We start from the raw sequence: 26,021 nt of genomic DNA, 5'->3' as shown, positions 1-26,021 counted from the left end.
CGCCGTGCCCGGCGGGCTCAGGGCGCCAGGATGTCCAGTTCCTGCAGGGCGCCCTCGGTGATCTCCCTGGTGAGCCGTTCGGCGCGGGCGCGGTCGCGTTCGCGGACCGCCTCGGCGACCTGGACGTGCAGGGTGACGGCCGCCGGGTCGGGGTCCTCGAACATGACCTCGTGCTGGGTGCGCCCGGCCAGCACCTCGGCGACGACGTCGCCGAGCCGGGCGAACATCTCGTTGCCGGAGGCGGTGAGGACGACCCGGTGGAAGGCGATGTCGTGGATCAGGTACTGCTGGAGCCGGTGTCCGCGTGAGTTGGCCACCATCCCGAGGGCGCACTCGGTGAGTTCGGCGCACTGTTCGGGGGTGGCGTGGGCGGCGGCGAGGCCCGCGGCCACGGGTTCGACCGCGGAGCGCAGCACGGTCAGGGAGCGGAGCTGGTGCGGGCGGTCGGCGCCCGCCAGCCGCCACCGGATGACCTGCGGATCGTAGACGTTCCACTCGCATCTGGGGCGGACGGTGACACCGACCCGGCGGCGGGACTCGACCAGGTGCATGGACTCAAGCACGCGCACGGCCTCGCGCATCACGGAGCGGGAGACCTCGAAGTGCTGTGCCAGCTCGTCGGTACGCAGCACGCTGCCCGGCGGGTACTCACCCGCGGTGATCGCGGGACCGAGGGTGTCCAGTACGCGGCCGTGCAGCCCCCGGCCCGGTGTGCTCATGGAGTCAGCGTACGGCCTGGATCACGATCACAAAAAGTCAGACTTATGCGTCACACTCTCTTGAATTCGTCGTACCTAATAGGTTTCAGTGTGGCGACGCCGATGTGGCGTCGGATGTCGAGGAAGACAGCGAGGCAGTCATGCGCACCCCCCAGGTCGTCGTCGTCATGGGCGTCGCCGGGACGGGCAAGACCACGATCGGTCCGTTGCTCGCCGCCCGGCTGGGCGTCCCGTACGCCGAGGGCGACGACTTCCACCCGCAGGCCAACATCGAGAAGATGTCGGCCGGTGTTCCGCTCGAGGACGCCGACCGGTGGCCGTGGCTCGAAGCCATCGGGCACTGGGCGCACGGGCGTGCCGGGCTGGGCGGGGTGGCAAGCAGCTCGGCGCTGAAGCGGTCGTACCGCGACCGCCTCAGGGCCGTCGCCCCGGGGGTGGTGTTCCTCCACCTGACGGGCGACCGCGAGCTGATCGCGGACCGTATGTCCCACCGGCAGGGTCACTTCATGCCGACCGCGCTGCTGGACTCCCAGTTCGCCACGCTCGAGCCGCTGGAGCCGGACGAGGCCGGAGTGGCCGTCGACGTCAGCGGCAGCCCCGAGGAGATCACCGCACGCGCCGTGCGGGCCCTCGAAGCGTTTTCCGACACCTCCGAGTAACACCTCACCCCCGTCCCCCCGTACCTGCAAGGGAACCCCCGTGACCAGACTCAGCGTCGAGATGCTGGCAGCGGACGCACCTCCGCCGATCACCTCCGCCGGCCATGCCCAGCTCGGCATCGCCGTCCTGGTGGGCATCGCCGTCATCGTGCTGCTCATCACCAAGTTCAAGCTTCATGCCTTCCTGTCGCTGACCATCGGGTCACTGGTGCTCGGCGCGGTCGCCGGGGCGCCGCTGGACAAGGCCATCCTCAGTTTCACCACCGGGCTCGGCAGCACCGTGGCCGGCGTGGGCGTCCTGATCGCGCTCGGGGCGATCCTGGGCAAGCTGCTCGCCGACTCCGGCGGCGCCGACCAGCTCGTCGACACGATCCTCGCCAAGGCGGGCGGGCGGTCGATGCCGTGGGCGATGGTGCTGATCGCGTCCGTGATCGGTCTGCCGCTCTTCTTCGAGGTCGGCATCGTGCTGCTGATCCCGGTCGTGCTGATGGTCGCCAAGCGCGGCAACTACTCCCTGATGCGCATCGGCATCCCGGCGCTGGCCGGTCTGTCCGTGATGCACGGCCTGATCCCGCCGCACCCCGGCCCGCTGGTCGCGATCGACGCCGTCAAGGCCAACCTGGGCGTCACCCTGGCGCTCGGCATCCTGGTCGCCGTCCCCACGGTGATCATCGCCGGTCCGGTGTTCTCGCGCTTCGCCGCCCGCTGGGTGGACGTCCCGGCTCCCGAGCGGATGATCCCGCAGCGCCCGTCCGAGGAGCTGGAGCGCCGTCCGGGATTCGGCCCGACGCTGGCCACCGTGCTGCTGCCGGTGGTGCTGATGCTGGCCAAGGCGCTGGTGGACATCGTGGTCGACGACACCGCGAACATGACCCAGCGGGTCTTCGACGTGGTCGGTTCCCCGCTGATCGCGCTGCTCGCCGCCGTCATCGTCGGCTTCTTCACGCTGGGCCGGCCCGCCGGGTTCAGCAAGGGCCGGCTGCAGCAGACGGTCGAGAAGGGCCTGATGCCGATCGCCGGCATCCTGCTCATCGTGGGCGCGGGCGGCGGCTTCAAGCAGACGCTGATCGACTGCGGCGTCGGCCAGATGGTGCTGGACATCTCCAAGGACTGGTCGATCCCGGCGCTGCTGCTGGCCTGGCTGATCGCGGTCGCGATCCGGCTGGCCACCGGCTCGGCGACGGTGGCCACGGTCTCGGCGGCCGGCCTGGTCGCGCCGCTCGCGGCCGACATGTCGACCACCCACACCGCCCTGCTGGTCCTCGCCATCGGCGCCGGCTCGCTCTTCTTCAGCCATGTCAACGACGCCGGTTTCTGGCTGGTCAAGGAGTACTTCGGGCTGAGCGTCGGACAGACCGTGAAGACCTGGTCCGTGATGGAGACGATCATCTCGGTGGTCGCGGGCGGACTGGTCCTGCTGCTGTCACTCGTCATATAGGCGCGGTGCGCCGCTCGCACCGCGCCTAGTGCGGGTGCGTACCGCCTCGCACGCCGCTCGCCCCCTCCCCGGCCGCCGGGGAGGGGGCGAGCGGCGTCTCAGGGCCGCCAGAGCGGGTGTTCCCGCTCGGCCCACCGTCTGCTGACCGTGCCCGTCCGCAGTCCGCGCCGCGCCTCCGGGTCACCGAGCGCCATGCCGATGTGACCGGCCAGGACCACGCCGATCGTCAGGGCCAGCCAGTCGTGCACGAAGGTGGCCGAGGTGCGCCAGACCAGCGGGGTGAGCCGGGTGAACCACATCAGCAGGCCGGTGCCGAGCATGACCAGCGACGCACCGGCGATCCAGGCCGCGTAGACCTTTTGGCCGGCGTTGAACTTGCCCGCCGGCCGTGAGGAGCGGCGCTTGTCCCGGCTCAGCGCGGCCCACAGCCAGACGCGGTCGTGCGGGCCGAATCGGTTGAGGAAGCGCAGGTCGGCGCGGAAGGCACGGGAGGCGAGGCCGAGCAGCACGGGGACGGGCAGGGCGAGTCCGGCGCACTCGTGGACCCGCACGACCAGATCCCGGCGGCCGACGAGCACGGCGAGCTGCGGGACGTAGAGGCAGGCGGCGGTGATCACGCACACGCCCATCAGGGCGGCCGTGGCCCGGTGCACCCAGCGCTGGGCCGGTCCGAAGCGGCGGACGCGGGAGTCCGGCGGTGCCGGGGTGTCAGCTCGTAGGCTCATCGGTCCGTCCGTTCGACCGGCCGACCCAGCCGTCGACGTCGTAGCCGAGCCGCTCCCAGTAGCCGGGCCGGACGCGGTCGGTGACGGTGATGCCGGAGAGCCACTTCGCGGACTTGTAGAAGTACATGGGCGCCACGTAGAGGCGGACCGGGCCGCCGTGGTCGTGGCCGATGTCCTCGTCCTGCATGCGCAGGGCGACCAGGACGTCCGGGCGCCGGGCCTGGTCGAGGGTGAGGCTCTCGGTGTAGGTGCCGTCGAAGCACGTGAATCGGACCGCCCGGCCGGCGGCCCGTACGCCGGCCGCGTCCAGCAGCCGGGAGAGCGCCACCCCCTGGAAGGGGGTGCCCGGTACCCGCCAGCCGGTGACGCACTGGACGTCCCGGACCAGCCGGGTCTGCGGCAGTGCGCGCAGATCGGCGAGGGTGTAGGTGTGCGGGTGGTCGACCAGGCCGTCGACGGTGAGCCGGTAGTCGGCGGGACCCTTGTGCGGGACGGACGCGGCCACCGAGTAGTAGCGGAAGCCGCCGCCGTTGGGCAGCAGGCCGGTCAGGCCCGTCGGGTCGCTGCCGGAGACGCCGCCCAGGAAGCCTTCGAGGCCGCGCTGCAGCACCGGCGCGGTGGCGACGCCCAGCGCGCCCAGCGCGAGGGTGCCGAGGAAGACGCGGCGGCCGACGGGTCGGCCCTGGGCGCCGGGGTCCTCGGGCGGTTCGGGGTTCACGTGTTCATTCGAGCACTTGCGGCCGGGGGCGGGCCAGTGGGGGCGGGCACCGTCAGAGTTCCGTAAGGACTTCCCGTCCGGGTGCGGGAGCGCTCCCGCCGCGCTGTCGCTGGTGGCCGCCCAGCGCGCGGGCGCGGGCCGCGCGGAAGGCCGGCCACGGCTCGCGGTGCGGGTACGCCCAGGGGACGCGGGTGGCGTGCCGGCCGATGCGCCGGAACAGGGCCGCCGCCTCGGCCGGGCGGCCGGCGCAGGACATGGCGAAGGCGAGGTGGTTGAGGTCGGTGTGGCGGCGGGGGTGCTCGTCGTGCTCCCACTCCAGCCACCAGTCGAAGGCCGCGCGCAGGACGCGGCGGGCCCGCGGGCCCGACCAGTGGCCGCCGGCGGCCGGGTCCGAGGGGGCCAGGCCGGTGGCGGCCAGGACGCGGTAGCGCTCGGCGTACGCGACGACCGGCAGGACGGCCAGCGGGGAGTCGGCGGGGGCCTCGGCGGCCGCCCGCTCCGCGAGGTCGTGCACCAGGTGGGACTCACCCCCGCCGTCCTGGGGCCGCTCGGCGAGCCGGGCGACCAGCAGGTGGTGGGCGTGGTGGTGTTCCGGGTGGCGTTCGCGCACCTCCGCGAAGGCGCCCAGCACTTCGCGCTCCGGGCCCTGGGTGCGCGCCAGCTGGAGCAGGCCGAGCCAGGGCGTGGGGTCGGCGGGGGCGAGGGCGGCCGCGGCACGGCAGGCGGCGCGGGCCCGGTCGGGGCTCTCCTTGCCGCGTAACGCCCGCCTGACCAGTGCCAGGGCGTGCAGGGCGGCGGCGTCCGGCGACGCGGGCTCGGCGAGCAGCCAGTCGTCGGCCCAGTCGACGGCCTGGGGTGCGCCGGCGAGCACGGTGAGGCGGTGTCCCCGGCGGTCCCAGTCGTCGCCGGTGCGCAGCAGCAGGGCGCGGATGGCCTGTCGCCGGCCGTGGGCCAGCGCGGCCCGGGCGGCGAGGAGCTCGGCGTCGTCCAGGGCGGCGTCGAAGGCGCCGGTGGCACCGGAGTCCTCCGGGGCGGTGTCGCCCGGCAGGTCCGGGAAGGCGCGGCGGGCGCCGAGCAGGGACGGGATTGGGGGCACCGCGGGACTTCCTGTTTCTCGGGCTGCCATCGGCCGATCACACACAGCAAACCCTCAGCTCAGGTTTGCGTCAAGCGGAACCGGAGTGTTGCCCTCTTCAACCACCGGGTGGGAAGGCCCACTTGGGACACGGACCCGCTGGTGGCCGCGGGCTCGGGGCGGCGTGCGGGCGCGGCGGTGTGGTGAACGCCATGGCGCGGCGTTCCCCGGGCGCTACAGTCGGCCACTAGCGTCCGTGGTCCGGCCGGATGATCGAGGTACGCCGCGTGTCCGTTCTGGTTCTCCTGCTCGCCGTGAGCGCCGCCTGCTGTGTGGGCTTCGGGTTCGTGCTCCAGCAGAGCGCCGCGCAGCAGGCGCCGCTCAGCGACTTCCTGTCCTTCCGGCTGCTGCTGGACCTGATGCGGGTGCCGCGCTGGCTGGGCGGCATCGCGTTGATGGCGGCCGGCATGGCGCTCGGCGCCATCGCCCTCGGCGAGGGCGAGATCTCACTGGTCGAACCGCTGCTCGCGACCAACCTGCTGTTCGCGCTCGCCCTGTCGCGGCTGCGGACCGGGAAGTCGCTCGGCCGCCAGGGCTGGGCGGGGCTCGGGCTGCTCGCGGGAGGCGTGAGCGCGTTCATCGTGGCCGGCGAGCCGCGCGCCGGCAGCGCCGTCACCGATCCGGTGCGGCACTGGCTCATCATCGGCGCGATGCTCGGCTCGGCCCTGGCGCTCACCGCCTGGGCCAAGCGGTCCCGGCTGAGCTGGGGCCCGGTGCTGCTGGCCACCGCCGCCGGGCTGCTCTACGGCGTGCAGGACGCGCTGACCCGGATCTGCGGCACCCGTTTCGCGGCCGGCGGCCTCACCGGGCTGCTCACCGGATGGCAGCCGTACGGGGTGCTCGCGCTGGGCGTCACCGGGCTGGTCCTGGTGCAGAGCGCCTTCGAGACGGCCGAGCTGCGCATGTCGCTGCCGGCGCTCACCGCCGCCCAGCCGCTGGCCGGCATCCTGTGCGGGGTGGGCTTCCTCGGCGACCGGCTGCGCGCCGGCGCCGGGGCGCTGGCCGGGGAGGCGGCGGGGCTCGCGGCGATCGTCGCGGGCATCGTGCTGCTGGGGCTGCACCCGGCGATGCCGTCCAGGGCGGGGGACGCGGAGCGCGCCCCGGACCTCCAGTCGCGCTGAGGCGGCGCGCTCGGCCCTGCTTGGATACCGGTATGAACCCTGCTGACGAGATGCTCGACATCGTCGACCACGACGACCGGGTCGTCGCCCAGGTCCCGCGCGGCGAGGCGTACGCCCGGGGCCTGCGCCACCGGTGCGTCTTCATCCAGGCCCGGGACGCGGCCGGGCGTCTGTTCGTGCACCGCCGCACCCCCACCAAGCTCGTCTTCCCCTCCCTGTACGACATGTTCGTCGGCGGCGTGGTGGGCGCGGGCGAGTCCTACGACGAGGCGGCGCTGCGCGAGGCGGAGGAGGAACTGGGCGTGTCGGGGCTGCCCCGGCCGGAGTTCCTCTTCAAGTTCCTCTACGACGACGGGGCCGGGAAGAGCTGGTGGTCGGCGGTGTACGAGGTGCGCTGCGACCTTCCGGTGGACCCGCAGGCCGAGGAGGTGCAGTGGCACGACTTCCTGGCGGTCGACGAGGTGGAGCGGCGGCTCGGCGAGTGGGAGTGGGTGCCGGACGGCGTGGCGGCCTACGAGCGGCTGCGGGCGTTCCGCGCCGCCCGGTGACGCCCCGGTAGGGTCCTGCGCGTGAGTGAGTTCGTACGCAACGTCCGGCTCTGGTTCACCCCGGAGCGCGTGCGCGAAGAGGGCGGCACGCCCGACTACCGGTTCTCGCTGGCCAACGAGCGCACGTTCCTGGCCTGGCTGCGGACCGCGCTCGCGCTGATCGGCGGCGGGTTCGCGGTGGACCAGTTCCTGCCGCACCTGCGCTGGGCGTGGCGGACCGGTCTGGCGCTCGCGCTGCTCGGCGCCGGAGTGCTGTGCGCGCTGCGCGCGGTGAACCACTGGGTGCGCTGCGAACGGGCGATGCGGCGGGGCGAGGACCTGCCCGCCTCCCGGTTCCCCGCCGTGCTGAGCCTGGTCGTCGCGGTGGTGGCGGTCGCGATGGTCGTGGTGGTGCTGGCCGGGTGGGAGGGGTGAGCCCGGCGGAGCGCGATCCGGGGCTCCAGCCGGAGCGCACCCGGCTGGCCTGGCGCCGTACGACGCTGTCGGCCGCCGTGGCCGCCGTGCTCGCGGTCAGGGCCGCGCTGCACGGCGGTGCGTCGGCCGTCACGATCGCCGGATGCGTGCTGTGCTGCGGGCTCTGGCTGGTCTTCCTGCGGGTGGCCCAGCACCGCATCCGCGCCCTGGCGGCCGCGGCCCGGCCGCCCGCGCTCGCGCCCCGGCAGGCCGCGGCGGCGGCGCTGTGCGCGGTGGCGATGGCGCTGTGCGCGGTGGCCCTGGTGACCTAGCCCCCGAGAATCAGAAGCCCGTCTCGCCCCCGGAAAGGGGCCCCTGAGCATCAGGCGCCTGGCCCGCCCCCCAAGGGAACCGCCGGGGACCAGAAGCCCGCGCCTCGGCCGTCCCCCGGAGGGAGCCGCCCGGGTCTAGGCGGAGGCGGTTCCCTCGGTCTCCCGGGCGACCGTCACCACGATCTTGCCGCGGGTGCGCCCCTCCTGGCTCAGCCGGTGCGCGTCCGCCGCCCGCTCCAGCGGGAAGGTCTCCTGGACGTGCACGGACACCACGCCCTCCTCGGCCAGCTCGGACAGCTTGCACAGGTCCTCGGCGTCGGGCCGGACGAAGTAGTAGCGGCCGCCGTACTTCACCACCTCCGGGTCGGCGATGGACACCAGCCGTCCTTCGGGGGCGAGCAGATTGGCCGAGGCCTTGAGGGTGTCGCCGCCGATGGTGTCGAAGGCTGCGTCCACGCCCTCGGGGGCGAGTCCGCGCACCCGCTCGGCCAGGCCCTCGCCGTAGCTCACCGGCTCGCCGCCGATCCCGCGCACGAAGTCGTGGTTGTGCTCGCTCGCCGTGCCGATCACCCGGGCGCCGAGGTGGGCGGCGATCTGGACGGCCAGGGAGCCGACCCCGCCGGCCGCAGCGTGCACCAGCACGGTCTCGCCCCGCTTGACCTCCAGCGCCCCGACGAGGACCTGGTAGGCCGTGAGCCCGGCCAGCGGCAGCCCGGCGGCCTCCTCGAAGGAGAGGTTGCGCGGCTTGCGGGCCAGGGTGCGCACGGGCGCGGCGACGTACTCGGCGAAGGTGCCGCGGGACAGGAAGTCCTCGCGGACGTAGCCGATGACCTCGTCGCCGGCGGAGAACTCCGGGACCGCGGCGCCGGGCCGCACCACCACCCCGCTGACGTCCCAGCCGGGGATCACCGGGAAGACGGCGTCCAGGATCGGGTCCAGGTAGCCCTCCCGGCACTTCCAGTCGACCGGGTTGACGGCCGCGGCGCGGACCGCGACCAGCACCGAGTCGGGGCCGACCTTGGGGTCGTCCGCCTCGCCGTACTCCAGCACCTCGGGCCCGCCGTAGCGGCTGTAACTGATGGCCTTCATGCCCACGACCCTCCGGGGTCCTCGTACGCCACGCAACGGGTGTGCCGCGATGTGCGCCGTTCGCGTGACGGCAGCGTCCGTGTCGCAGTCGCCGGTACCCCGCGGGGGCCGCCGTGACCGTCCGCCGCGTCCGCGGCGCGCGGCGATTATGGTGGCTCCGGTCACGTTCGGGGGCCGGTTCGGCACGCGCACTGGACGACATACCGACCGGTCGGCATCATGAGACCCGTTCTTGTTCACCGGTTCGTAGGAGTGATGTATGAGCGCCGACCACCCGCCCGGGCTCGATCTCGACCGGCTGCGCGCGCTGCTCGACCGCGAGCGCCCCGGCCTGGTGAACGGCCCGCTCGACGGCCGGCTGATCGAGGGCGGACGGTCGAACCTCACCTACGCGCTCTCCGACGGCGCCTCGCGGTGGGTCGTACGGCGGCCGCCGCTCGGTCACGTGCTGGCCACCGCGCACGACATGAAGCGCGAGCACCGGGTGATCAGCGCACTGCACCCGACGGACGTGCCGGTCCCCCGGCCGGTGCTGCTGTGCGAGGACGAGGAGGTGCTCGGGGCGCCGTTCTACGTCATGGAGTTCGTCGAGGGCACGCCCTACCGCACCGCCCGGCAGCTCGCCCCGCTCGGCGAGGCGCGGACCCGGGACGCGGTGCTCTCGCTCGTGGACACGCTGGTCGGGCTGCACGGGGTGGACCCGGCGGCCGTGGGCCTGCAGGACTTCGGGCGGCCTGAGGGCTTCCTGGACCGCCAGCTGCGCCGCTGGGGCAAGCAGCTCGACGCCTCCCGCAACCGCGAGCTCGCGGGCGTCGACGAGCTGCACGCGGCCCTCGGCCGGGCCCTGCCCGCCTCGCCCGCCCCGGCCGTCGTCCACGGCGACTACCGGCTGGACAACGTGCTGATCGGCCCCGACGACACCATCCGGGCCATCCTCGACTGGGAGATGTCGACCCTCGGCGACCCGCTCACCGACCTGGGCCTGCTGGTCATGTACAGCACGCCGCTCGGCCTGCCGCAGTCGCCGGTGTCCACGACCGCCGAGGCGCCCGGGCACCCCTCCCCCGCCGAGCTGATCGAGCGGTACGCCGCACGCTCGGGCCGCGACGTCTCCGACGTCTCCTGGTACACGGCGTTCGCCTGGTTCAAGCTCGCCGTGATCCTGGAGGGCATCCACTACCGGTACACGCTCGGCCAGACGGTCGGGCGCGGCTTCGACCGGATCGGCGAGCTGGTGCCCGTCTTCATCGACCACGGACTGACCACTCTGCAGGAAGGCTGACCCGGACATGGACTTCGCGTTCGACGCGCGCACCGAGGAGCTGCGCGCCAGGCTGCTGGCCTTCATGGACGAGTACGTGTACCCGGCCGAGCCGGTCGCCGAGGAGCAGCGGGCCGCGCTGGCCTCGCCGTGGGACACCCCGGCCGTGGTGGAGGAGCTGAAGGCAGAGGCGCGCAGGCAGGGCCTGTGGAACCTCTTCCTGCCCGACGCCGAACACGGCGCCGGTCTGACCAACCTGCAGTACGCGCCGCTCGCCGAGATCACCGGCCGCTCCCCGCACCTGGCGCCGACCGCGACGAACTGCGCCGCGCCCGACACCGGGAACATGGAGGTGCTGGCGCAGTTCGGCGACGAGCGGCAGAAGAAGCAGTGGCTGGAGCCGCTGCTCGCGGGGGAGATCCGCTCGGCGTTCGCGATGACCGAGCCGGAGGTGGCCTCCTCGGACGCCACCAACATCACCACGCACATCGAGCGGGACGGCGACGAGTACGTCGTCACGGGCCGCAAGTGGTACATCTCCGGGGCGATGAACCCGGACTGCAAGATCTTCATCGTCATGGGCAAGACGGACCCCGACGGCGCCGACATCCGCCGCCAGCAGTCCATGGTGCTGGTCCCGCGCGACACCCCCGGGGTGACGGTCAGGCGCGCGATGCGGGTCTTCGGCTACGAGGACCACTCCCACGGCGGCCACGCCGAGGTGGTCTTCGACCACGCGCGCGTGCCGGTCACCAGCCTGATCGGCGAGGAGGGCGGCGGCTTCGCCATCGCCCAGGCCCGGCTCGGCCCCGGCCGGATCCACCACTGCATGCGGCTGATCGGCATGGCCGAGCGGGCGATCGAGCTGATGTGCCGGCGTTCGGTGTCCCGGACCGCCTTCGGCAAGGCGCTGGCCCAGCAGGGCGTGGTGCAGAACTGGATCGCCGACGCGCGGGTCACCGTCGAGCAGCTCCGGCTGCTGGTGCTGAAGACGGCCTGGCTGATGGACACCGTCGGCAACCGGGGCGCGCACACGGAGATCCAGGCCATCAAGATCGCCACTCCGCGCGCGGTGGTCGGCATCCTGGACCGGGCGATCCAGCTCCACGGCGCGGGCGGGGTGAGCCAGGACTTCCCGCTGGCCGAGCTGTACGCGAGCGCCCGCACGCTGATGCTCGCCGACGGCCCGGACGAGGTGCACCAGCGCTCGCTGGCCCGGCGCGAGCTGAAGAAGTACCTGTAGGGGAACGTCACATCTGTAGGGGAACGACTCAGAGGGGCGGCCGCCCGGGCGGCCGCCCCTCCGCGTGCCCGGTCAGGGGCTCACGCGCGTTCGCCGCCGGTCATGGGCGCAGCGCGCGCAGCAGCAGGTCGGCCAGGTGGTCGGCGACCTGCTGCGGGGTGAGCGGGCCGTCGGGGCGGTACCAGGTCGACAGGTGGTGGACCGAGCCGAAGTGGTAGTCGACCACCAGGTCGGCCGGGGTGGCGGTGGAGAAGACGCCCTCGCGCTGGCCCTCCTCGATGAGCGCGCGGAAGCGCTCGTGGTAGCGCCGGCGCTCGGCGCGCACCTGCTTGTTCTTCTCCGGGCTCAGCTGGTGCATGGAGCGGAAGAAGATCATCGCGTCGTCGAGGTTCTCGATCGTCGTGACGACGACGTCGGCCGCCGCGCCCCTGAGCCGCTTCTCGACCGGCTCGTCCGCGTTGGCGAAGGTGTCGAGGCGCTCCTGCTGGATGCGCAGCACGCGCGCGTACACCTCGTGCAGCAGGTCGTCCTTGGAGCCGAAGTAGTGGTACAGCGCCCCCTTGGTGACGCCGGCCGCCTCCACGATCTCCTGCACCGACGTGCGGTCGTAACCCTGCTCGGCGAAGAGGCGGGTGGCGGCGTCCAGCAGCCGCTGCGGGACGGGCGTCCCGTCTCCGTCCGTCGTCCTGGGCACTGCCGCCACCTGCCTTTCCGTCGTGTCTACCGACTGTCGTTGCCGCTGTCCTGCGCCCGGGTGCGCAGTTCCCGCCGGAGGATCTTCCCACTCGCCGTCTTGGGCAGGTCGGGCAGGATCTCCACCTGCCGCGGGTACTTGTAGGCGGCCAGTCTCTCCTTGCAGTACACCGCGAGTTCACCGGGGTCCGTGTCGGAGCCGGGGCGCAGGCTGATGTAGGCCTTGACGGTCTCGCCGCGGTAGCCGTCCGGGACGCCCACGACGGCCGCCTCGCGCACCGCCGGATGGGTGTACAGGACGTCCTCGACCTCGCGCGGCCAGACCTTGAAGCCGGACGCGTTGATCATGTCCTTCTTGCGGTCGACGACGTAGAGCCAGCCCCGCTCGTCCATGAACCCGATGTCGCCGGTGCGCAGTTCGCCGTCCGGGAAGGTCTCGGCGGTGGCGTCGGGCCGCCGCCAGTAGCCGGGGACGACCTGCGGGCCGCGCACGACGATCTCGCCCTGCTCCCCGAAGGGCAGCTCCACGCCCCGGTCGTCCAGGATCCGCACCACCGTGTCGGCGCCGGGCAGGCCGACCGAGAGGGTCCCGGAGACGGGGTCCACCGGCGCCTCCAGGCCGGGCGGCACGGAGGCGCACGGCGCGGTGCACTCGGTGAGGCCGTACCCGGTGCGGATGTACGGCCCGAAGCGGTCGCGGAACCGCTCCACCAGGGCGGGCGGCACGGGCGCGCCGCCGGAGGAGATGTTGACGAAGGAGGAGAAGTGCTCCGGGGTGACGTCCGGGTGCGCGGCGAGCGCCATGAACGCGGTGGACGGGCCGACCGTGTAGTGCGGGCGGTGCTCGGCGAAGGCCTCGAGGACCACGCCGGGCTCGAAGCGGTAGGTGAGCACCAGGGTGCCGGTGCTGTTCAGGCAGGCGCCGAACTGGCAGACCATGCCGGTGATGTGGAACAGGGGCGCGAGCGCGTAGTAGACGGGCGCCTCGGGCAGGGCGAGACCGGTCCGCTGGCGTTCGGCGTTGTGCATGATGTTGCCGTGCGTGTTGGTGGCGCCCTTGGGGGTGCCGCTGGTGCCCGAGGTGTAGCTGATCAGGGCGATGTCGCCGGGCAGCGGGTCGCGGCCCGCCGGGGCCCGGCCGCCCTGCCGGGCGACGGCCAGGAGGTCGTCGGCGTCGGAGGCCTGGGGCAGCCGCTCGAAGCTGAGCACGCGCGCGTCGTCACGGGTCTGGAGGTCCAGCTCGCAGGCGGTGAGCACGACGCGTACCGGCGAATCTGCGGCCGTCTCCCGCAGGTACGACTCCCAGGCCCGGTCGGAGCAGATCAGCGCGCTGACCTCGGCGTCCCGCAGCACGTGGGCGACCTCGGCCGACTTGTACATGGGGTTGACCGGCACCACGGTGGCGCCCGCCTTCCAGGCGCCGAGGACGGCGAGCACGAAGTGCGGGGAGTTCTGCAGCAGCACGGCCACCCGGTCGCCGCGCCGCAGGCCGCGACCGGCGAGGTGGGCGGCGACCGAGTCGGTCAGGTCGTCGGTCTCCCGGTAGCCGAGCCGGGCGTCGAAGTAGGTGAGGAAGGTGCGGTCGGGGGCCTCGGCGACGGAGCGGCGCAGGGCGTGCACCAGGGAGTCGGCGGGGTCGACCGGGGCGCGCTGGGCCTCGTCGAGCAGGGCCAGCCAGGGCCGGGCCGCGTAGCGGGAGCCGCTCATCGGGTGGCCTCCCACTTGCGCTGGATGTGGTTCATGCCGGCCAGCCAGCGGTCGGGGACGGCGGCCCGCGCCTGGTAGTACTCGGCGACCTCGGGGTGCGGCAGGATCAGGAAACGGTCCTCCTCGATGCCCCGGAACAGGGCGTCCGCGACGTCCTCGGGCTCGATCGCGGTCGGCTGCAGCACCAGGTCGCCCGCGCTGCCGGTGGCGGCCAGCATGTCGGTGCGCACACCCTGCGGGCAGATGGCGTGCACCTTGACGCCCCGGTGGCGGTAGGTCAGCGACAGCCACTCGGCGAAGGCCAGCGCACCGTGCTTGGTGACGGCGTAGGACGGGGCGCCGATCATGGTGAGGAGCCCGGCGGCCGAGACGGTGGAGACGAAGCGGCCCGCGCCGCGCTCCAGCCAGCCCGGCAGCAGCTCCTGGGCCGCGCGGACGTGCGCCATCACGTTGACGTCCCAGGAAACGGCCCAGGCCCGCTCGTCCAGCGGCTTGCCGGCTCCGGCGTCCTCGAAGGCGACGCCGGCGTTGGCGCAGTAGACGTCCACCGTGCCGCCGAGGGCGTCGCGGGCCTCGCCGACGACGGCCGAGGCGTCCCCGGGCACGGCGGTCCCGCCGATCTCCTCGGCCACGGCCGCGGCCTTGCCGGCGTCCAGGTCGTTGACGACCACGCGGGCGCCCTCGGCGGCGAACCGCCGGGCCAGCGCGGCCCCGATCCCCCCGCCCGCTCCGGTGACGACCACTCCCGCATCCTGCACGGCTTTCACCATCGGTCTCCTTCGACGCGACGCGACTCGGCTCAGCGACGGCCAGACTAACCGGTCGGTATGTGTGAGGGAAGGGCGGCCGGATCAAACCTAGGGGCGCGGGGCCGTACCGATGTGCGACTCCGCCGCGTGGGCACGACCCGCCACGCACGGTCCGCACTTCCCCACCCACGGAGGTCTCCTCGTGCACCTGTCCAGACGGAGCGTCCTGGCGGCGGCCACGGCCGGCGCGGCCATCCCGGCGGCGTCCAGGGCCACCGCCACCCTCCCGGCGGCGCCGGCAGCCGCCGCGGAGCATCCCCGCACCGGCTTCGAGCAGCTCGCGGCCGACGGCTACCGCCTCCTCGACGGCCGGCGCGTCGGCGTCGTCACCAACCCCACCGGCATCACCCGCGACGCCCGGCACATCGTCGACGTCATGCACGCGGACCCCCGGGTGCGGCTGACCGCCGTCTTCGGCCCGGAGCACGGCTTCCGCGGCACCGCCCAGGCCGGCGGCTCCGAGGGCCGCTACGACGACCCGGCGACCGGCCTGCCGGTCTTCGACACGTACCTGAAGAGCGGTCAGCCGCTGGCCGACGTGTTCACCGCCTCCGGCGTGGACACGGTCGTCTTCGACATCCAGGACGTCGGCGCCCGCTTCTACACCTACATCTGGACCCTCTACGACTGCATGGAGGCGGCCCGGCTGGCGGGCAAGAGCTTCGTCGTGCTCGACCGGCCCAACCCGGTGACCGGCCGCTCGGCCCAGGGCCCGGTGCTGCACCGGGAGTTCGCCACGTTCGTCGGGCGGCAGCCGATCGCGCAGGCGCACGGGATGACGGTGGCCGAGCTGGCCCTGCTGTTCAACGGGGAGTTCCTGGACGGGGCGGTCCGGCTGGAGACCGTCCGGATGACGGGCTGGAAGCGCGACCGGTTCTACGACGCGTCGGGCCTGCCCTGGGTGCCGCCGAGCCCGAACATGCCCACGCCGGACACCGCGCTGGTGTACTCGGGGACCTGTCTGTTCGAGGGCACCAACCTCTCCGAGGGACGGGGCACGACCCGCCCGTTCGAGCTGCTGGGGGCCGAGGGCATCGACGGGCGGTGGGCGGCCGAGGCCAACGGGGCGGGGCTGCCGGGCGTCCGGTTCCGGGAGGCGTACTTCGCGCCCACGTTCTCGAAGTTCCAGGGGAGGACGGCCGGAGGCGTGCAGATCCACGTGCACGACCGGGCCGCCTTCGATCCCGTGCGCACCGGGATCGCGCTGCTGGTGACCGCCCGGAAGGTCTGGGACGGCTTCGCCTGGCGGCCGGACGACTGGATCGACAAGCTCACCGGCTCCACCCGGGTGCGGACGATGATCGACGCCGGCGCGGGCACCGACGAGGTCGTCGGCGCCTGGCAGGACGAGCTGGCGGCCTTCCGGAAGGTCCGCGGGAAATATCTCCTCTACAGGTGAGCCGCCCGCTCTGGCCAACTCCCCCGCGCCGCAGGACGATACGCCCGCATCGCACCGTTTCGGGGCACGAGGGAGCCTGTCATGGCGGAGCCGGGGATGAGCGTGTCTCCCTACTGGGAGCTGACCTTCGACGCGGACGGGGACGTGGACGGCCCCGAACGGGACCGGCTGCTGGCGCAGGTCACGGAACGCGGCGTCCGTGACCTGATCGTCTTCGCGCACGGCTGGAACAACGACCGTTCGAGCGCGACCGCGCTGTACCGCGCGTTCTTCGCCCCGGTCCCGGGTCTCGCCCCCAAGGCCCGGATCGGGTACGCCGGAGTCATCTGGCCGTCGATGCGGTTCTGCGACGAGCCGATCCCGGACCTGCCCCGGTCGGTCGCGGCCGTGGAGGCGCAGGCGGCGCCGGGCCCGGCGCTGGACGAGGACACCCGGCGCGCCCTGCTGGACGCCTTCCCGGCCCGGGCCACCGTGCTCGGCCGGCTGGCCCGGCTGCTGGACGAGCGGCCGGCCGGGGACGAGGGGCTCGCGGAGTTCGGGCGGCTGGTGCGGCTGCTCGTCGAGCCGGGGCCGGGCGCGCCCGGGGTGGCGGACGTCCCCGGGGAGGACGGGCCGGCGGTGTTCCGGGGCGACCCGGTGGCGGCCTGTGCGGAGCTGGCCGGGGCCCTGGCGGGACTCGGCACGGCGGAGGGGTTCACGCTGCCGGACCCCTGGAACGGCGCGAAGGAACTCCTGCGGCAGGCGACGTACTACACGATGAAGCGGCGGGCCGGGACGGTCGGGGAGCACGGGCTCGGGCCGGCCGTCGGGCGGCTGGCCGCCGCGGCGCCGGGCGTACGGGTGCACCTGGTCGGGCACAGCTTCGGCGGGCGGCTGGTGTCGTTCGCGCTGCGCGGGCTGCCGGCCGGGGTGCGCTCGGTGAAGTCCGTGACGCTGCTCCAGGGCGCCTTCTCGCACTACGCGTTCGCGGCCGGGCTGCCGCACGACACCGGCCGCGCGGGCGCGCTGCGGGACCGGCAGGAGCGGATCGACGGCCCGCTGGTGTGCTGCTACTCCCGCTTCGACTCGGCGCTCGCCACGTTCTACCCGCTGGCCTCGCGCTGCGCCGACGACGACCGCTCGGTCGGCGGCCTCGCCCTCGGGCGGCTGCTGGGCGACCGGTGGGGAGCCATGGGCCACGACGGGGTGCGGGCGGTGCCGGGCACCGCCGCCCTGGACCTCGCGGCGGCCCTGCGCGGACCGCTGCCCAGGTCGGGCTGCGTGAACGTCGACGTGGCCGCGGTGGTGCGGCGCGGCGGCGCGCCGAGCGGAGCGCACAGCGACATCCTGCACCCGGAGCTGGCGCGGGTGGTGCTGGCGGCGGGCCGTATCGCCTGACCCGCCGCCGTCGCCGGGGCCGGTGCGTCACCGGTGCGAGGTGTACTCCACGACCTGCTGGTAGGTCGGCCGGTTCTGCCAGCTGATGCTGCCGTGCTTGACGCCGCCCAGAGGGCGCTGCGCGATGGAGTCGGCGCACCACTGGTCGCCCGCGGAGCACTGGTCGTCACCCGGGTAGACCTGGGCGGCGCTCTTTCCGGCCGCCTCCTTCAGGGTGGCGATCAGGACGTCCCGGCAGGCGCCGAGGCCGCCGCCGCCGCAGTACTTCTGCGCCAGGCCGTCCCGCACGGACTCGCCGAGCACCGCCCGGATGTCCTTGTCGACATAGCTCCACCAGCCGTACTGGAAGGAGCTGCCGGCGTGCGATCCGGTCGGGCCGTGACCGGCGGACGGGGCCTCGTCCACGGGCAGGTTGCCGGTGAACGCGGTGTACAGGTCGCTGCCGAGACCGGGTTCGAACTCGGCCTTGACCAGCAGCGGCCACCAGGCGTCCAGGATCCGGACGGCGTCCGCGTCGGCGTACTTCCTGGAGCCGGCCGAGGTCTCGGTGCGCTTCGCGCCCGCGGTCACCCACGCCTGGAGCTTGCTCACCGCGGCGGCGGCGGTGGAGTCGGTCACCGGCGACGAGCCGATCACCCTGAGCAGCTTCGGCAGGACGTCCTCGGCGCGCAGGTCGGCGAGGGCCGCGTCCGCCATGGCCTGCACGAGCTGGGTGCGGGTCACCCCGCCGGCCGCGACCAGCTTCGCCACCCGGTCGTCGAGCAGGTCGCCGCGGTGCACGGAGCCGTCGCCCCAGGACGCGGTCGTGTAGTCCTTGGCCTGCTTGTTGTTCCAGGAGACGTAGTAGTCCTGGTCGGCCGAGTTCGGGTGGGCGGAGGCCGGGGTGTAGTCGGCCGTGTTGGTGGCCGGGTCCCAGTCGCGCCACTCGTAGGCGGCTTCGGCCCGCACCGGGAACTCGGCGTCGACGCCGCTCGCCCGGACCGGGTTGTCGCCGCTGTTGTAGTACGCGGTGTGCTGTGAGTCGGCGTAGAACCAGTTGAAGGTGAAGTTGATGTGCTGGGCCGCGCTCTGGAAGTCCTTCGGGCCCTTGACGTAGCCGGGGTCGTTGAGCATCTGGAAGCCGATGATGGAGTCGGCCTCGTGCAGGTAGGAGGAGCGCAGCGTGGTGTAGGCGACCTTCTTGCCGCCGACGGTCGCGCGGTACTGCACCGGTCCGTACTTGGTGCGCCACACCCGCATCGTGTACGAGCCCGCGGCGGTGCCGTCGGCCACGGTGGGCTTCCAGGAGTTCTTCCGCTCGACCTGGTCCATGGCCGTGCAGGCGCCGTGGTACAGGTAGTGGTGGTCGTCCTGGCACAGCTCGACGGCGTAGGTGTCGATGATGTCCTGGCCTGAGGTGGTGGCGCTCCAGGAGTAGTCCTGGCCGCGGCCCAGTTCGACGTACATGCTCAGGCCCGCGAAGGAGGCGCCGCGGGCGCTGATGCCGGGGCCCTGGATCTCCTGGAGGAGAAGGAGCTGCGGGGCGAAGTAGCCGGTCTGCGGCCCGAAGACGGCGACGGGGTGGCCGCTCGCGGTGTACTTGCCGCTGACCACGAGGGCGTTGGACATGCCGCGCCGGGCGGAGCTCAGCGAGGTCCTCGCCGCCGCGCTCGAGGCGCTCTTCGCGCTCGCGGTGGCCGCGCTGCCGGTGCGGTCGTAGACCAGGGGCTCCTCGGTCACCGTGCCCGCGTCGGGCAGTGCCAGGCCCTTGGGGTCGGCGGGCCGGCCGGCGTACGGGAAGCTCGTGCCGTCGTGGACGGTGAGGGCCGCCTCGGCGTCGTTGCGCATCCGGAACGACTCCCAGACCCTGGTGCCCTGCTCCACGCCGTACTTGGACTGGGCGGCGATCAGGGAGAGGGCGTTGTTCACCTCGCCGCCCCCGCCGGAGCCGAACAGGGAGCCGACGACCGAGGCGAGCGCCACCAGGTCGGTGATCTTGAAGTGCTCTATGGTGCCGGCGTTGGTGATGGAGTCCTTGTGGCCGGTCAGGACGTACTCGCCGGGGAAGTAACGGCCGCTGTCGGAGGCGTCGATGTAGGAGTTGATGCCGGCGAGGTAGGCGTCCGCGTCGGCGAGGGCCTGCTGCCCGCGGGCGCCGTTGCGCGCGACGGCGTTGTCGATCTGCGCCTGCAGATCAGCCTCGGTGTACGGCGCGTTGCGGTAGAACTGCTGCTCCAGGCCCTGGTTGGCGGCGGCGCCGCCCGCGAAGCCGGTGAGCTGGCCGCGGCCCACGTGCCGGAAGACGTCCATCAGCCACAGCCGGTCCTCCGCGGCCGCGTACCCGGCGCCGAACTCGGTGCCGTAGCGGGTGGTGCCCGTGATGTGCGGCACACCGGTCTTCTTGTCGCGGACGATGGTCACGTCGCCGCGCCCGGCCGGCTTCTCGGTGGAGGCGACCTGGTCGGAAGGCACGCCGAACGACGCGTCGTTGAAGAAGGTGTTGATCTTCGCGTCGGTGAGTCCCCGGTATCCGGTCGCCAGGCCGGCGTAGGGGCCGAGCTGGTCCTCGGCGTGCGCGGGCTGGGTGCCGAAGGCCTGGTTGAGCAGGATCTGGGCGAGGGTGGCGTTGCCGTTCTCGCCGGGCGGCAGGATGTCCGAACACTGGCCGCCGCAGTAGTCGTCCGAGGTCACGGCGGCTTGTGCGGCGGTGGCGTGGGTGAGCGGGCTGAGAAGTCCGGCGACGAGAACGCATATCGACGCCGTCTTCAGGAACCCGGTGAGTCTGCGGGGAGTTCTCAGTTTGTCGAACAGCACGTTGCGTGGGGCGCGCCGTGGCATGGCAGCTCCTCCCGACTGGGGTGGGCCGGACGTTACCGCCGGTATCCCCGGGAATGAAGATGAACATGCGTCAACTTTCCGAAGTCGTCACAGCGGTGCCCCACGCCGACCGCCGGGCGCCTTATGGGAGGGCATCGGAAAACGGATGGAGCCGAATCTCGTGTCGACACGTCTATTCGGCGACGTCGCGCGGAACCCGTACGACGACGGAGAACTGACGCAAGAGCGGACGCAGGTGTGACGGAGGTGCATGGCGATGGCCGGATTCCGAAGTCTGGCGAGACAGGTGCGGGACCCGCGGTGTGATCTGGCGCTGCGGCGCTACTCGCTGCGCAAGTGCCTGGAGCGGTTCGCTCCTTATGGGCACCGGGCTACCTGGGACCATCTCTGCTCCCGGGCCGGTTTCGGCCCGGAGGACCGGTCCCCCGATCCGGCGCGGCTCGTGGCCGCACTGGAGGAGCTCGAGGAGGCGCGGGCGGTCTGGCTCGGCTACGAGGCCGAGTTCGCCGAGCGCCGCAAGAAGGAGAAGCACGACGGGCTGCGCCGGCCGGGGACGGTGGACGACTGGCACCGGATGACCTGGGGCGGGTTCGGGGTCGCCTGGTGCGACGACCCGCGGATCCATCCCGGCGAGCCCCTGGCGGAGGTGCTGCGCCGGATCATCGCCGCGCTGAACCGCGAACCGGGCGCGTGCTGCCCGGTCTGCGACGGGGAGCGGCTGGCCTGGAGGTACGGCCTCGACCACGAGCCGTCGTCCGGCCCGGTCTGCGCGGACTGCGGCATCCTCGTGCCCCGGCCCGTGCTCACACAGCAGGCGCTGGCGTACTCCAGAAGCGAACGCCTGCTGATGTCGGCCTGATCCGCGGGCCGGCCCGACCGAGGGGGACGCGCAGGGGGTGCGCCGGGGGATGCCGCGCCCCTGATGCGCTCGGCCGCCGTGCCCGGTGGCCTCTGGCACCATCGGCCCATGGTGCAGGTGTGTCTCAACGGAAACCGCTCGGCCGCCGACGGCGTCGGAGTGCCGCTGTCCCCAACGGAGTTGGCGCGGTCCGCGGCCGAGGCCGTCGCGGCGGGCGCCACCGAGGTCCACGTCCACCCGAAGACGCCGTGCGGGCGCGACAGCCTGTCCCCCCGGGTGCTCGCGGCGGCGCTCGAGGCGATACGGGCGCGGGTGGCGGTGCCGGTCGGCGTGACCACCGGCGCCTGGGCCGAGCCCGAACCGGCCGCCCGGCTCGGCCGCGTGCGGGCCTGGTCGGTGCTGCCCGACTTCGCGTCGGTCAACTGGCACGAGCCGGGCGCCGAGGAGGTCGCCGCGCAACTGCTCGCCATGGGCGTGGGGGTCGAGGCGGGCGTCTGGTCCGGCACGGACGCCGCCGGGCGGTTCGCGGCCTCGCCGCTCGGTCCGAGGGTGCTGCGTGTGCTCGCGGAGGTGACGGACCCCGACCCCGGGACCGCGGAGGCGACCGCGCGGGCCCTGCTGGCGCGCCTCGGTCCCGCGCACGGCCGCCCGGTCCTGCTGCACGGTGAGGAGGGCGGCGCCTGGCCGGTGCTGCGGCTGGCCGGCCGGCTCGGCCTGGCCACCCGCATCGGCCTGGAGGACACCCTGTTCCTGCCCGACGGCGAACGCGCCGCCTCCAACGCCCGGTTGGTGGCGGAGGGACTGGCCCAGTACGGGTCGGTCCGGCGTTCGCCGTAACGCGGGGCGGGCCCGGACTCCTGCGGGCGGGGCCGTGCCCGCGGGCGCGCGCCCGGACCGGCCCTACGGCCGTTCGGGCAGGAGACGGGAGCCGGTCAGGCGGTTGCCGGAGATGTCGTCCGGGTTGGACAGCACGCAGTTCTCCAGGGACAGGCAGCCGCAGCCGATGCAGTCCGTGAGGTGATCCCGGAGCCGGTTCAACCGCCGGATGCGTTCGTCGAGTTCGGAGCGCCACGCCTGCGACAGACGGGCCCAGTCCTCGCGGGTGGGGGTCCGCTCCTCGGGGAGCCGGGCCAGCGCCTCGCGGATCGTGGCCAGCGGGATGCCGACCCGCTGGGCCGCGCGCACGAAGGCGACCCGGCGCAGGGTGTCCCGGGTGTAACGGCGCTGGTTGCCCGCGGTGCGTCGGCTGGTGATCAGTCCCTTGGACTCGTAGAAGTGCAGGGCGGAGACGGCGGCGCCGCTGCGCGCGGACAACTGGCCGACGGTCAGCTCGTGGACCTTCTCGGGGATCTGGGGCACCCGGCAGAGACTACCGACCCGGCCGCACCGCCATCCGTTGACATCCTCCCCGCGCCCGACCATGCTAAGCAGTTGCTTAGGAATGCGAGCGAGAGGCCGGGAACATGGCAGAACCGAGGACCTTCACCTCCCCCGACGAGCTGAAGGCCGCAGTGGGCGAGCAGCTCGGCCACACGGACTGGGTGGAGATCGACCAGAAGAGGATCGACCTGTTCGCGGAGGCGACCGGGGACCACCAGTGGATCCACGTGGACCCGGAGAAGGCCGCCGCGGGGCCGTTCGGGACGACCATCGCGCACGGCTACCTCACGCTCTCCCTGCTGCCGCTGTTCGGCCCACAGCTGCTCCGCGTCGAGGGCGTGCGCATGGGCGTCAACTACGGGACGAACAAGGTCCGCTTCCCCTCCCCCGTCCCGGTCGGCTCCCGGCTGCGCGCCACCGCCGTCGTCACCGGCGTCGAGGACGTCAAGGACGGCATCCAGGTCACGCTCGCCTTCACGGTGGAGCGGGAGGGCGGGCAGAAGCCCGTGTGCGTCGCGGAGTCGGTGTCCCGCTACTACCTCTGAGCCCGGGCCTTGGGGCCCGCCGGCCCTACCGCCGGGCCGGCGCGTCCGGCTCGGCGCCCACCATGCGCAGCACGAGGTCGGCGTAGAGCGCACCGACCTCCTCGGGCGTGCGCGGACCGGCCACGTTGAACCAGCGGGCCACGTCGATGCAGAGCGACAGCACCGCGAGGGTGGTGCCCTGCACGTCCGGCACCCGGAACTCGCCCGAGGCGACACCCTCGTCGATGATCCCGCGCACCTCGGCGTCGACCTGGCGGCGCAGCGCGACGATCTCGGCGCGGGCGGCGGGGCCGAGCGCGTCCAGCTCGTACTGCACGACCCGCGCGGTGGTGCGCCGCCCGGCGTGCCAGCGCACGAAGGAGCTGACGGCGTCGGCGAGCCGCTCGGTCGCGCTGCCCTCGCGCCGGGCCGCCGTGCGCAGGATGTCCAGGGCCTTGTCGTGGCCGATCCGGCTGATCCGGTGGAGCAGCTCTTCCTTGGTCTTGTAGTGGATGTAGAGCGCGGCCGGGCTCATTCCGGCGCGGCCCGCGATGTCGCGGGTCGTCGTCGCGTGGTACCCGCGCTCGGCGAAGGCCTCCACGGCGGCGACCAGCAGCCGCCGTGCCGCGTCAGGGGTGACCTCTTCCCACGGCTCGACCTCGCCGCCGGCCGTCTCCTCCGCCGTACTCATCGCTCGTTCGCCCCTCTCGGTGACAGGAGCACCACCATACCGCCGAAGGTGAGCGGCCGCTTAGCGCAGCCTCCCGGCGCGGGGCCGCCGTCCCCGGGCGGTCAGAGCTTCTCGAAGGGGTCGTGCTCGGCGAGCAGCTTCTCCAGCCGGGCCTGGTCGACGCGGCTGACGATCTGTCCGGCCTCCTGCCGGTCGCGGATCACCTTGGCGAGGGTGAAGGCGGACGTGACGAGGTAGAGGACGGCGACGGCGAGGAAGGAACGCACCCAGGCGTCGGCGTCCAGCCGGAAGACGCCGATGGCGGTGGCCGCCATGGCGACCGCGAAGGAGGCGACGGCCTGCCCGTAGAAGGCGGCCGTGTTCTGCTGCTTGACCGGTGTGTCACTCATGACGACGAGCATCGGCGGACGTGGCCGGCGCCACATCCGCCCGGATACTCAGAACGCGTACTCAGCCGGGCGCCCCCGTCAGGCCTCAGAAGGCGGAGACCCCGGTGAGCGCCCGCCCGATGAGCAGCTTCTGGATCTGGCTGGTGCCCTCGTAGAGGGTCATCACCCGGGCGTCGCGGAGCAGTTTGCCGGCCGGGTACTCGTCGATGTAGCCGTAGCCGCCGAAGACCTGGAGGGCGTTGTTGGCGGCGCGGACGGCGGCCTCGGAGGCGAACAGCTTGGCCTTGGAGGACTCCACCGCGAACGGCCGGCCGCGGTCGATCAGGTCGGCGACCCGCCAGGTCAGCAGCCGGGCGGCGTCCACGTCGACGGCGATGTCGCTGATCAGCTCCTGGACGAGCTGGTGCCGGGCGATGGGCTTGCCGAACTGCTCGCGCTCGCCCGCGTACCGCACGGCCGCGTCCAGCGCGGCCTGGGCTATGCCGACGCATCCGGCGGCGACCGACATCCGCCCCTTGGCCAGCGCGGACATGGCGACGGAGAAGCCCTTGCCCTCCTCGCCGACCAGCGCGGAGGCGGGCACCCGCACGCCGTCCAGGACCAGCTCTGCGGTGGCCTGGCCGCGCAGGCCGAGCTTGCCGTGGACGGTGCGCCGGGTCAGGCCGGGGGTGTCCGTGGGCACCAGGAAGGCGGAGACGCCCTTGTGGCCGGGGGCGTCGGTGGACCGGGCGAACAGGAGCACCACATCGGCCCAGGTGCCGTTGGTGATGAACATCTTGGTGCCGTCGAGGACGAAGTCCCCGCCGTCGCGCACGGCGCGGGTGGCGAGGTTGCCCGCGTCGGAGCCGGTGCCGGGCTCGGTGAGGCCGAAGCAGCCGACGTACTCGCCGGAGGTCAGCCCCGGCAGCCAGCGCCGCCTCTGCTCCTCGCTCCCCCAGGCGGCGATCGACTTGGCGACCAGCCCCAGGGACACCGACACGATCCCGCGCACCGAGGAGTCGCCGCGTCCCAGTTCCTCGGTGACCAGGCAGTACGCGAGGTGGTCGCCGCCGGAGCCGCCGTACTCCTCGTCGACGGTCAGCCCGAGGAAGCCGACCTCGCCGAGCTTCTTCACGATCCCCCGGTCGACCTCCTCGGCCCGGTCCCAGGCGACCACGTGGGGGGTGATCTCACGCTCCACGAAGTCCCGGGCGAGCTGCCGTACGGCGGCCTGCTCCTCGCTCAGCTCCAGGTTCAGCACGCGATCACCCCACACGGATACAGATCTTGAAAGACGTACATTTAAATTAGCAGTGCTAGTTTCCGGTCGCAGCCCTACTATGTGCGCCATGGCCCGACCGCGCAAGCCCCTGCTCAGCACCGACCGGATCGTCGAGACGGCCCGGGAACTCGTGGACGCGGAGGGACTCGCGGCCGTCTCCACCCGGCGGCTGGCCGCCGAACTGGGGGTCAGCGGGCCCTCGCTCTACAACCACTTCCGCACCAAGGACGAGATCCTGGAGGCGGTCGCGGACTCGGTGAGCGGGCAGGTCGACCTGTCGATGTTCGAGGACGGCCGGGACTGGCGGACCGCGCTCCACGACTGGGCCGTCTCCTACCGGAGCGCACTGCGCGACCACCCCAACATCGTCCCGGTGCTCGCCCGCGGGCCCGGCCGCCGCCCGGCGGCCCTGCGGCTGGCCGACGCCGCGTACGGCGCGATGGTCGACGCGGGCTGGCCGCCGGCGCAGGCCACGTCCATCGGCGCGCTGATGCGGTACTTCATCATGGGCTCCGCGCTCGGCTCCTTCGCGGGCGGCTTCGTGGACGACGCGAGCGCCTACGACCCCGCCGACTACCCGCATCTCGGGCAGGCCCACCTGCTCGCCGAGCAGCAGGAGAAGATCGACGAGCGGGCCTTCGAGACGGGGCTGACGGCGCTGCTGGACGGGCTGGCGCAGCAGTACGAGCAGGCGCGGCAGAGCGTGTGAGGACGCCGGGACGCTTCGGCCGGCG

Annotated in this window: 27 protein-coding genes; 14 read left to right on the top strand and 13 right to left on the bottom strand. The window is 73.2% G+C overall.

Features of this window, described 5'->3' with window-relative positions; genetic code table 11:
• Positions 1 to 17: 17 nt before the first annotated feature.
• The gene (locus ACFQ9Z_RS35510) at positions 18 to 719 is read right to left on the bottom strand and encodes a FadR/GntR family transcriptional regulator (RefSeq protein ID WP_383029829.1); all 702 of its coding nucleotides are present in this window, start codon (positions 717 to 719) and stop codon (positions 18 to 20) included.
• A 140-nt stretch (positions 720 to 859) separates the two neighbouring features.
• Between ACFQ9Z_RS35510 and ACFQ9Z_RS35505 the strand changes: the two genes are divergently transcribed.
• Positions 860 to 1,378 carry a gluconokinase gene (locus ACFQ9Z_RS35505; RefSeq protein ID WP_383029826.1) on the top strand — a complete coding sequence of 173 codons (519 nt, stop codon included), beginning with the start codon at positions 860 to 862 and terminating at the stop codon, positions 1,376 to 1,378.
• Between the two features lie 40 nt (positions 1,379 to 1,418).
• The gene (locus tag ACFQ9Z_RS35500) at positions 1,419 to 2,816 is read left to right on the top strand and encodes a GntP family permease (RefSeq protein WP_383029824.1); all 1,398 of its coding nucleotides are present in this window, start codon (positions 1,419 to 1,421) and stop codon (positions 2,814 to 2,816) included.
• Positions 2,817 to 2,914: 98 nt separating this feature from the next.
• On the opposite strand, the gene ACFQ9Z_RS35495 is transcribed toward ACFQ9Z_RS35500, so the two are convergent.
• From ACFQ9Z_RS35495 to ACFQ9Z_RS35485, 3 genes are read right to left on the bottom strand one after another with little or no spacing between them, the layout of a single operon-like run.
• Positions 2,915 to 3,541, bottom strand: coding sequence for a cytochrome b/b6 domain-containing protein (locus ACFQ9Z_RS35495; protein ID WP_383029821.1), 627 nt, complete (start codon positions 3,539 to 3,541; stop codon positions 2,915 to 2,917).
• Entirely contained in the window at positions 3,525 to 4,259 is a 735-nt protein-coding gene (locus tag ACFQ9Z_RS35490; protein WP_383029818.1) for a molybdopterin-dependent oxidoreductase, read from the bottom strand. Before ACFQ9Z_RS35490 ends, ACFQ9Z_RS35495 begins: the two co-directional genes overlap by 17 nt.
• A gap of 52 nt (positions 4,260 to 4,311) precedes the next feature.
• Positions 4,312 to 5,355, bottom strand: coding sequence for a hypothetical protein (locus ACFQ9Z_RS35485; RefSeq protein WP_383029815.1), 1,044 nt, complete (start codon positions 5,353 to 5,355; stop codon positions 4,312 to 4,314).
• A gap of 248 nt (positions 5,356 to 5,603) precedes the next feature.
• On the opposite strand from ACFQ9Z_RS35485, the gene ACFQ9Z_RS35480 reads away from it, so the two are divergent.
• The 4 genes from ACFQ9Z_RS35480 to ACFQ9Z_RS35465 are packed head-to-tail and all read left to right on the top strand — an operon-like array spanning position 5,604 to position 7,788.
• Positions 5,604 to 6,515 (top strand): DMT family transporter, encoded by a 912-nt coding sequence (locus ACFQ9Z_RS35480; RefSeq protein ID WP_383029813.1) that lies wholly within the window; start codon positions 5,604 to 5,606, stop codon positions 6,513 to 6,515.
• Between the two features lie 32 nt (positions 6,516 to 6,547).
• Complete coding sequence (locus ACFQ9Z_RS35475; RefSeq protein WP_383029810.1) at positions 6,548 to 7,063, top strand: NUDIX domain-containing protein; 516 nt, start codon at positions 6,548 to 6,550, stop codon at positions 7,061 to 7,063.
• A 21-nt stretch (positions 7,064 to 7,084) separates the two neighbouring features.
• The gene (locus tag ACFQ9Z_RS35470) at positions 7,085 to 7,477 is read left to right on the top strand and encodes a YidH family protein (protein ID WP_383029808.1); all 393 of its coding nucleotides are present in this window, start codon (positions 7,085 to 7,087) and stop codon (positions 7,475 to 7,477) included.
• On the top strand, positions 7,474 to 7,788 hold the full coding sequence (locus ACFQ9Z_RS35465; protein WP_383029806.1) for a DUF202 domain-containing protein: 315 nt from the start codon (positions 7,474 to 7,476) through the stop codon (positions 7,786 to 7,788). The genes ACFQ9Z_RS35470 and ACFQ9Z_RS35465 overlap by 4 nt, the downstream gene beginning before the upstream one ends.
• Positions 7,789 to 7,923: 135 nt before the next feature.
• On the opposite strand, the gene ACFQ9Z_RS35460 is transcribed toward ACFQ9Z_RS35465, so the two are convergent.
• On the bottom strand, positions 7,924 to 8,877 hold the full coding sequence (locus tag ACFQ9Z_RS35460; protein WP_383029803.1) for an NADP-dependent oxidoreductase: 954 nt from the start codon (positions 8,875 to 8,877) through the stop codon (positions 7,924 to 7,926).
• A gap of 259 nt (positions 8,878 to 9,136) precedes the next feature.
• On the opposite strand from ACFQ9Z_RS35460, the gene ACFQ9Z_RS35455 reads away from it, so the two are divergent.
• A complete protein-coding gene (locus ACFQ9Z_RS35455; protein ID WP_383029801.1) occupies positions 9,137 to 10,159 on the top strand; it encodes a phosphotransferase family protein in 1,023 nt (340 codons plus the stop codon).
• Positions 10,160 to 10,166: 7 nt separating this feature from the next.
• Positions 10,167 to 11,381 carry an acyl-CoA dehydrogenase family protein gene (locus ACFQ9Z_RS35450; RefSeq protein ID WP_383029798.1) on the top strand — a complete coding sequence of 405 codons (1,215 nt, stop codon included), beginning with the start codon at positions 10,167 to 10,169 and terminating at the stop codon, positions 11,379 to 11,381.
• A 100-nt stretch (positions 11,382 to 11,481) separates the two neighbouring features.
• Here the strand turns inward: ACFQ9Z_RS35450 and ACFQ9Z_RS35445 are convergent, their stop codons facing one another.
• Genes ACFQ9Z_RS35445 through ACFQ9Z_RS35435 form a run of 3 tightly spaced genes read right to left on the bottom strand, consistent with a single transcriptional unit; the run spans position 11,482 to position 14,551 of the window.
• Positions 11,482 to 12,075, bottom strand: a complete 594-nt coding sequence (locus ACFQ9Z_RS35445; RefSeq protein WP_143635460.1) for a TetR/AcrR family transcriptional regulator — start codon at positions 12,073 to 12,075, stop codon at positions 11,482 to 11,484.
• A gap of 26 nt (positions 12,076 to 12,101) precedes the next feature.
• A complete protein-coding gene (locus ACFQ9Z_RS35440) occupies positions 12,102 to 13,781 on the bottom strand; it encodes a class I adenylate-forming enzyme family protein (protein WP_383029794.1) in 1,680 nt (559 codons plus the stop codon).
• Entirely contained in the window at positions 13,778 to 14,551 is a 774-nt protein-coding gene (locus ACFQ9Z_RS35435) for an SDR family oxidoreductase (protein WP_383029791.1), read from the bottom strand. Before ACFQ9Z_RS35435 ends, ACFQ9Z_RS35440 begins: the two co-directional genes overlap by 4 nt.
• A gap of 181 nt (positions 14,552 to 14,732) precedes the next feature.
• On the opposite strand from ACFQ9Z_RS35435, the gene ACFQ9Z_RS35430 reads away from it, so the two are divergent.
• Both ACFQ9Z_RS35430 and ACFQ9Z_RS35425 read left to right on the top strand, forming a co-directional pair.
• A complete protein-coding gene (locus ACFQ9Z_RS35430) occupies positions 14,733 to 15,989 on the top strand; it encodes an exo-beta-N-acetylmuramidase NamZ domain-containing protein (protein ID WP_383029789.1) in 1,257 nt (418 codons plus the stop codon).
• Positions 15,990 to 16,070: 81 nt separating this feature from the next.
• Positions 16,071 to 17,366: a serine-threonine protein kinase gene (locus ACFQ9Z_RS35425; protein ID WP_383029786.1), complete on the top strand. Its 1,296-nt coding sequence runs from the start codon at positions 16,071 to 16,073 to the stop codon at positions 17,364 to 17,366.
• A gap of 27 nt (positions 17,367 to 17,393) precedes the next feature.
• On the opposite strand, the gene ACFQ9Z_RS35420 is transcribed toward ACFQ9Z_RS35425, so the two are convergent.
• Positions 17,394 to 20,183: a penicillin acylase family protein gene (locus tag ACFQ9Z_RS35420; RefSeq protein WP_383029784.1), complete on the bottom strand. Its 2,790-nt coding sequence runs from the start codon at positions 20,181 to 20,183 to the stop codon at positions 17,394 to 17,396.
• A 256-nt stretch (positions 20,184 to 20,439) separates the two neighbouring features.
• Here ACFQ9Z_RS35420 and ACFQ9Z_RS35415 point away from each other — a divergent pair, with 256 nt between their 5' ends.
• On the top strand, positions 20,440 to 21,042 hold the full coding sequence (locus ACFQ9Z_RS35415; protein ID WP_383029782.1) for a hypothetical protein: 603 nt from the start codon (positions 20,440 to 20,442) through the stop codon (positions 21,040 to 21,042).
• Positions 21,043 to 21,150: 108 nt separating this feature from the next.
• A complete protein-coding gene (locus ACFQ9Z_RS35410) occupies positions 21,151 to 21,879 on the top strand; it encodes a 3-keto-5-aminohexanoate cleavage protein (RefSeq protein ID WP_383029779.1) in 729 nt (242 codons plus the stop codon).
• A 63-nt stretch (positions 21,880 to 21,942) separates the two neighbouring features.
• Here ACFQ9Z_RS35410 and soxR read toward each other — a convergent pair whose 3' ends face one another.
• On the bottom strand, positions 21,943 to 22,401 hold the full coding sequence (gene soxR / locus ACFQ9Z_RS35405; protein ID WP_383029775.1) for a redox-sensitive transcriptional activator SoxR: 459 nt from the start codon (positions 22,399 to 22,401) through the stop codon (positions 21,943 to 21,945).
• A gap of 104 nt (positions 22,402 to 22,505) precedes the next feature.
• Between soxR and ACFQ9Z_RS35400 the strand changes: the two genes are divergently transcribed.
• Positions 22,506 to 22,967: a MaoC family dehydratase gene (locus ACFQ9Z_RS35400; protein WP_383029772.1), complete on the top strand. Its 462-nt coding sequence runs from the start codon at positions 22,506 to 22,508 to the stop codon at positions 22,965 to 22,967.
• A gap of 25 nt (positions 22,968 to 22,992) precedes the next feature.
• Here the strand turns inward: ACFQ9Z_RS35400 and ACFQ9Z_RS35395 are convergent, their stop codons facing one another.
• From ACFQ9Z_RS35395 to ACFQ9Z_RS35385, 3 genes are all read right to left on the bottom strand, one after another.
• Positions 22,993 to 23,637, bottom strand: coding sequence for a TetR/AcrR family transcriptional regulator (locus tag ACFQ9Z_RS35395; RefSeq protein WP_383029769.1), 645 nt, complete (start codon positions 23,635 to 23,637; stop codon positions 22,993 to 22,995).
• Positions 23,638 to 23,738: 101 nt separating this feature from the next.
• Positions 23,739 to 24,026: a YiaA/YiaB family inner membrane protein gene (locus ACFQ9Z_RS35390; protein WP_383029767.1), complete on the bottom strand. Its 288-nt coding sequence runs from the start codon at positions 24,024 to 24,026 to the stop codon at positions 23,739 to 23,741.
• Positions 24,027 to 24,111: 85 nt separating this feature from the next.
• Positions 24,112 to 25,263, bottom strand: a complete 1,152-nt coding sequence (locus ACFQ9Z_RS35385; protein WP_383029971.1) for an acyl-CoA dehydrogenase family protein — start codon at positions 25,261 to 25,263, stop codon at positions 24,112 to 24,114.
• 91 nt (positions 25,264 to 25,354) lie between these two features.
• Here ACFQ9Z_RS35385 and ACFQ9Z_RS35380 point away from each other — a divergent pair, with 91 nt between their 5' ends.
• Positions 25,355 to 25,996 (top strand): TetR/AcrR family transcriptional regulator, encoded by a 642-nt coding sequence (locus ACFQ9Z_RS35380; protein ID WP_383029765.1) that lies wholly within the window; start codon positions 25,355 to 25,357, stop codon positions 25,994 to 25,996.
• Positions 25,997 to 26,021: the final 25 nt, after the last annotated feature.

This window comes from Streptomyces sp. NPDC056580, from assembly GCF_042793175.1.
Classification (GTDB): Bacteria; Actinomycetota; Actinomycetes; order Streptomycetales; family Streptomycetaceae; genus Streptomyces.
The sequence above is the reverse complement of the archived record's forward strand: the minus strand, read 5'-3'. Positions and strand labels throughout refer to the sequence as shown.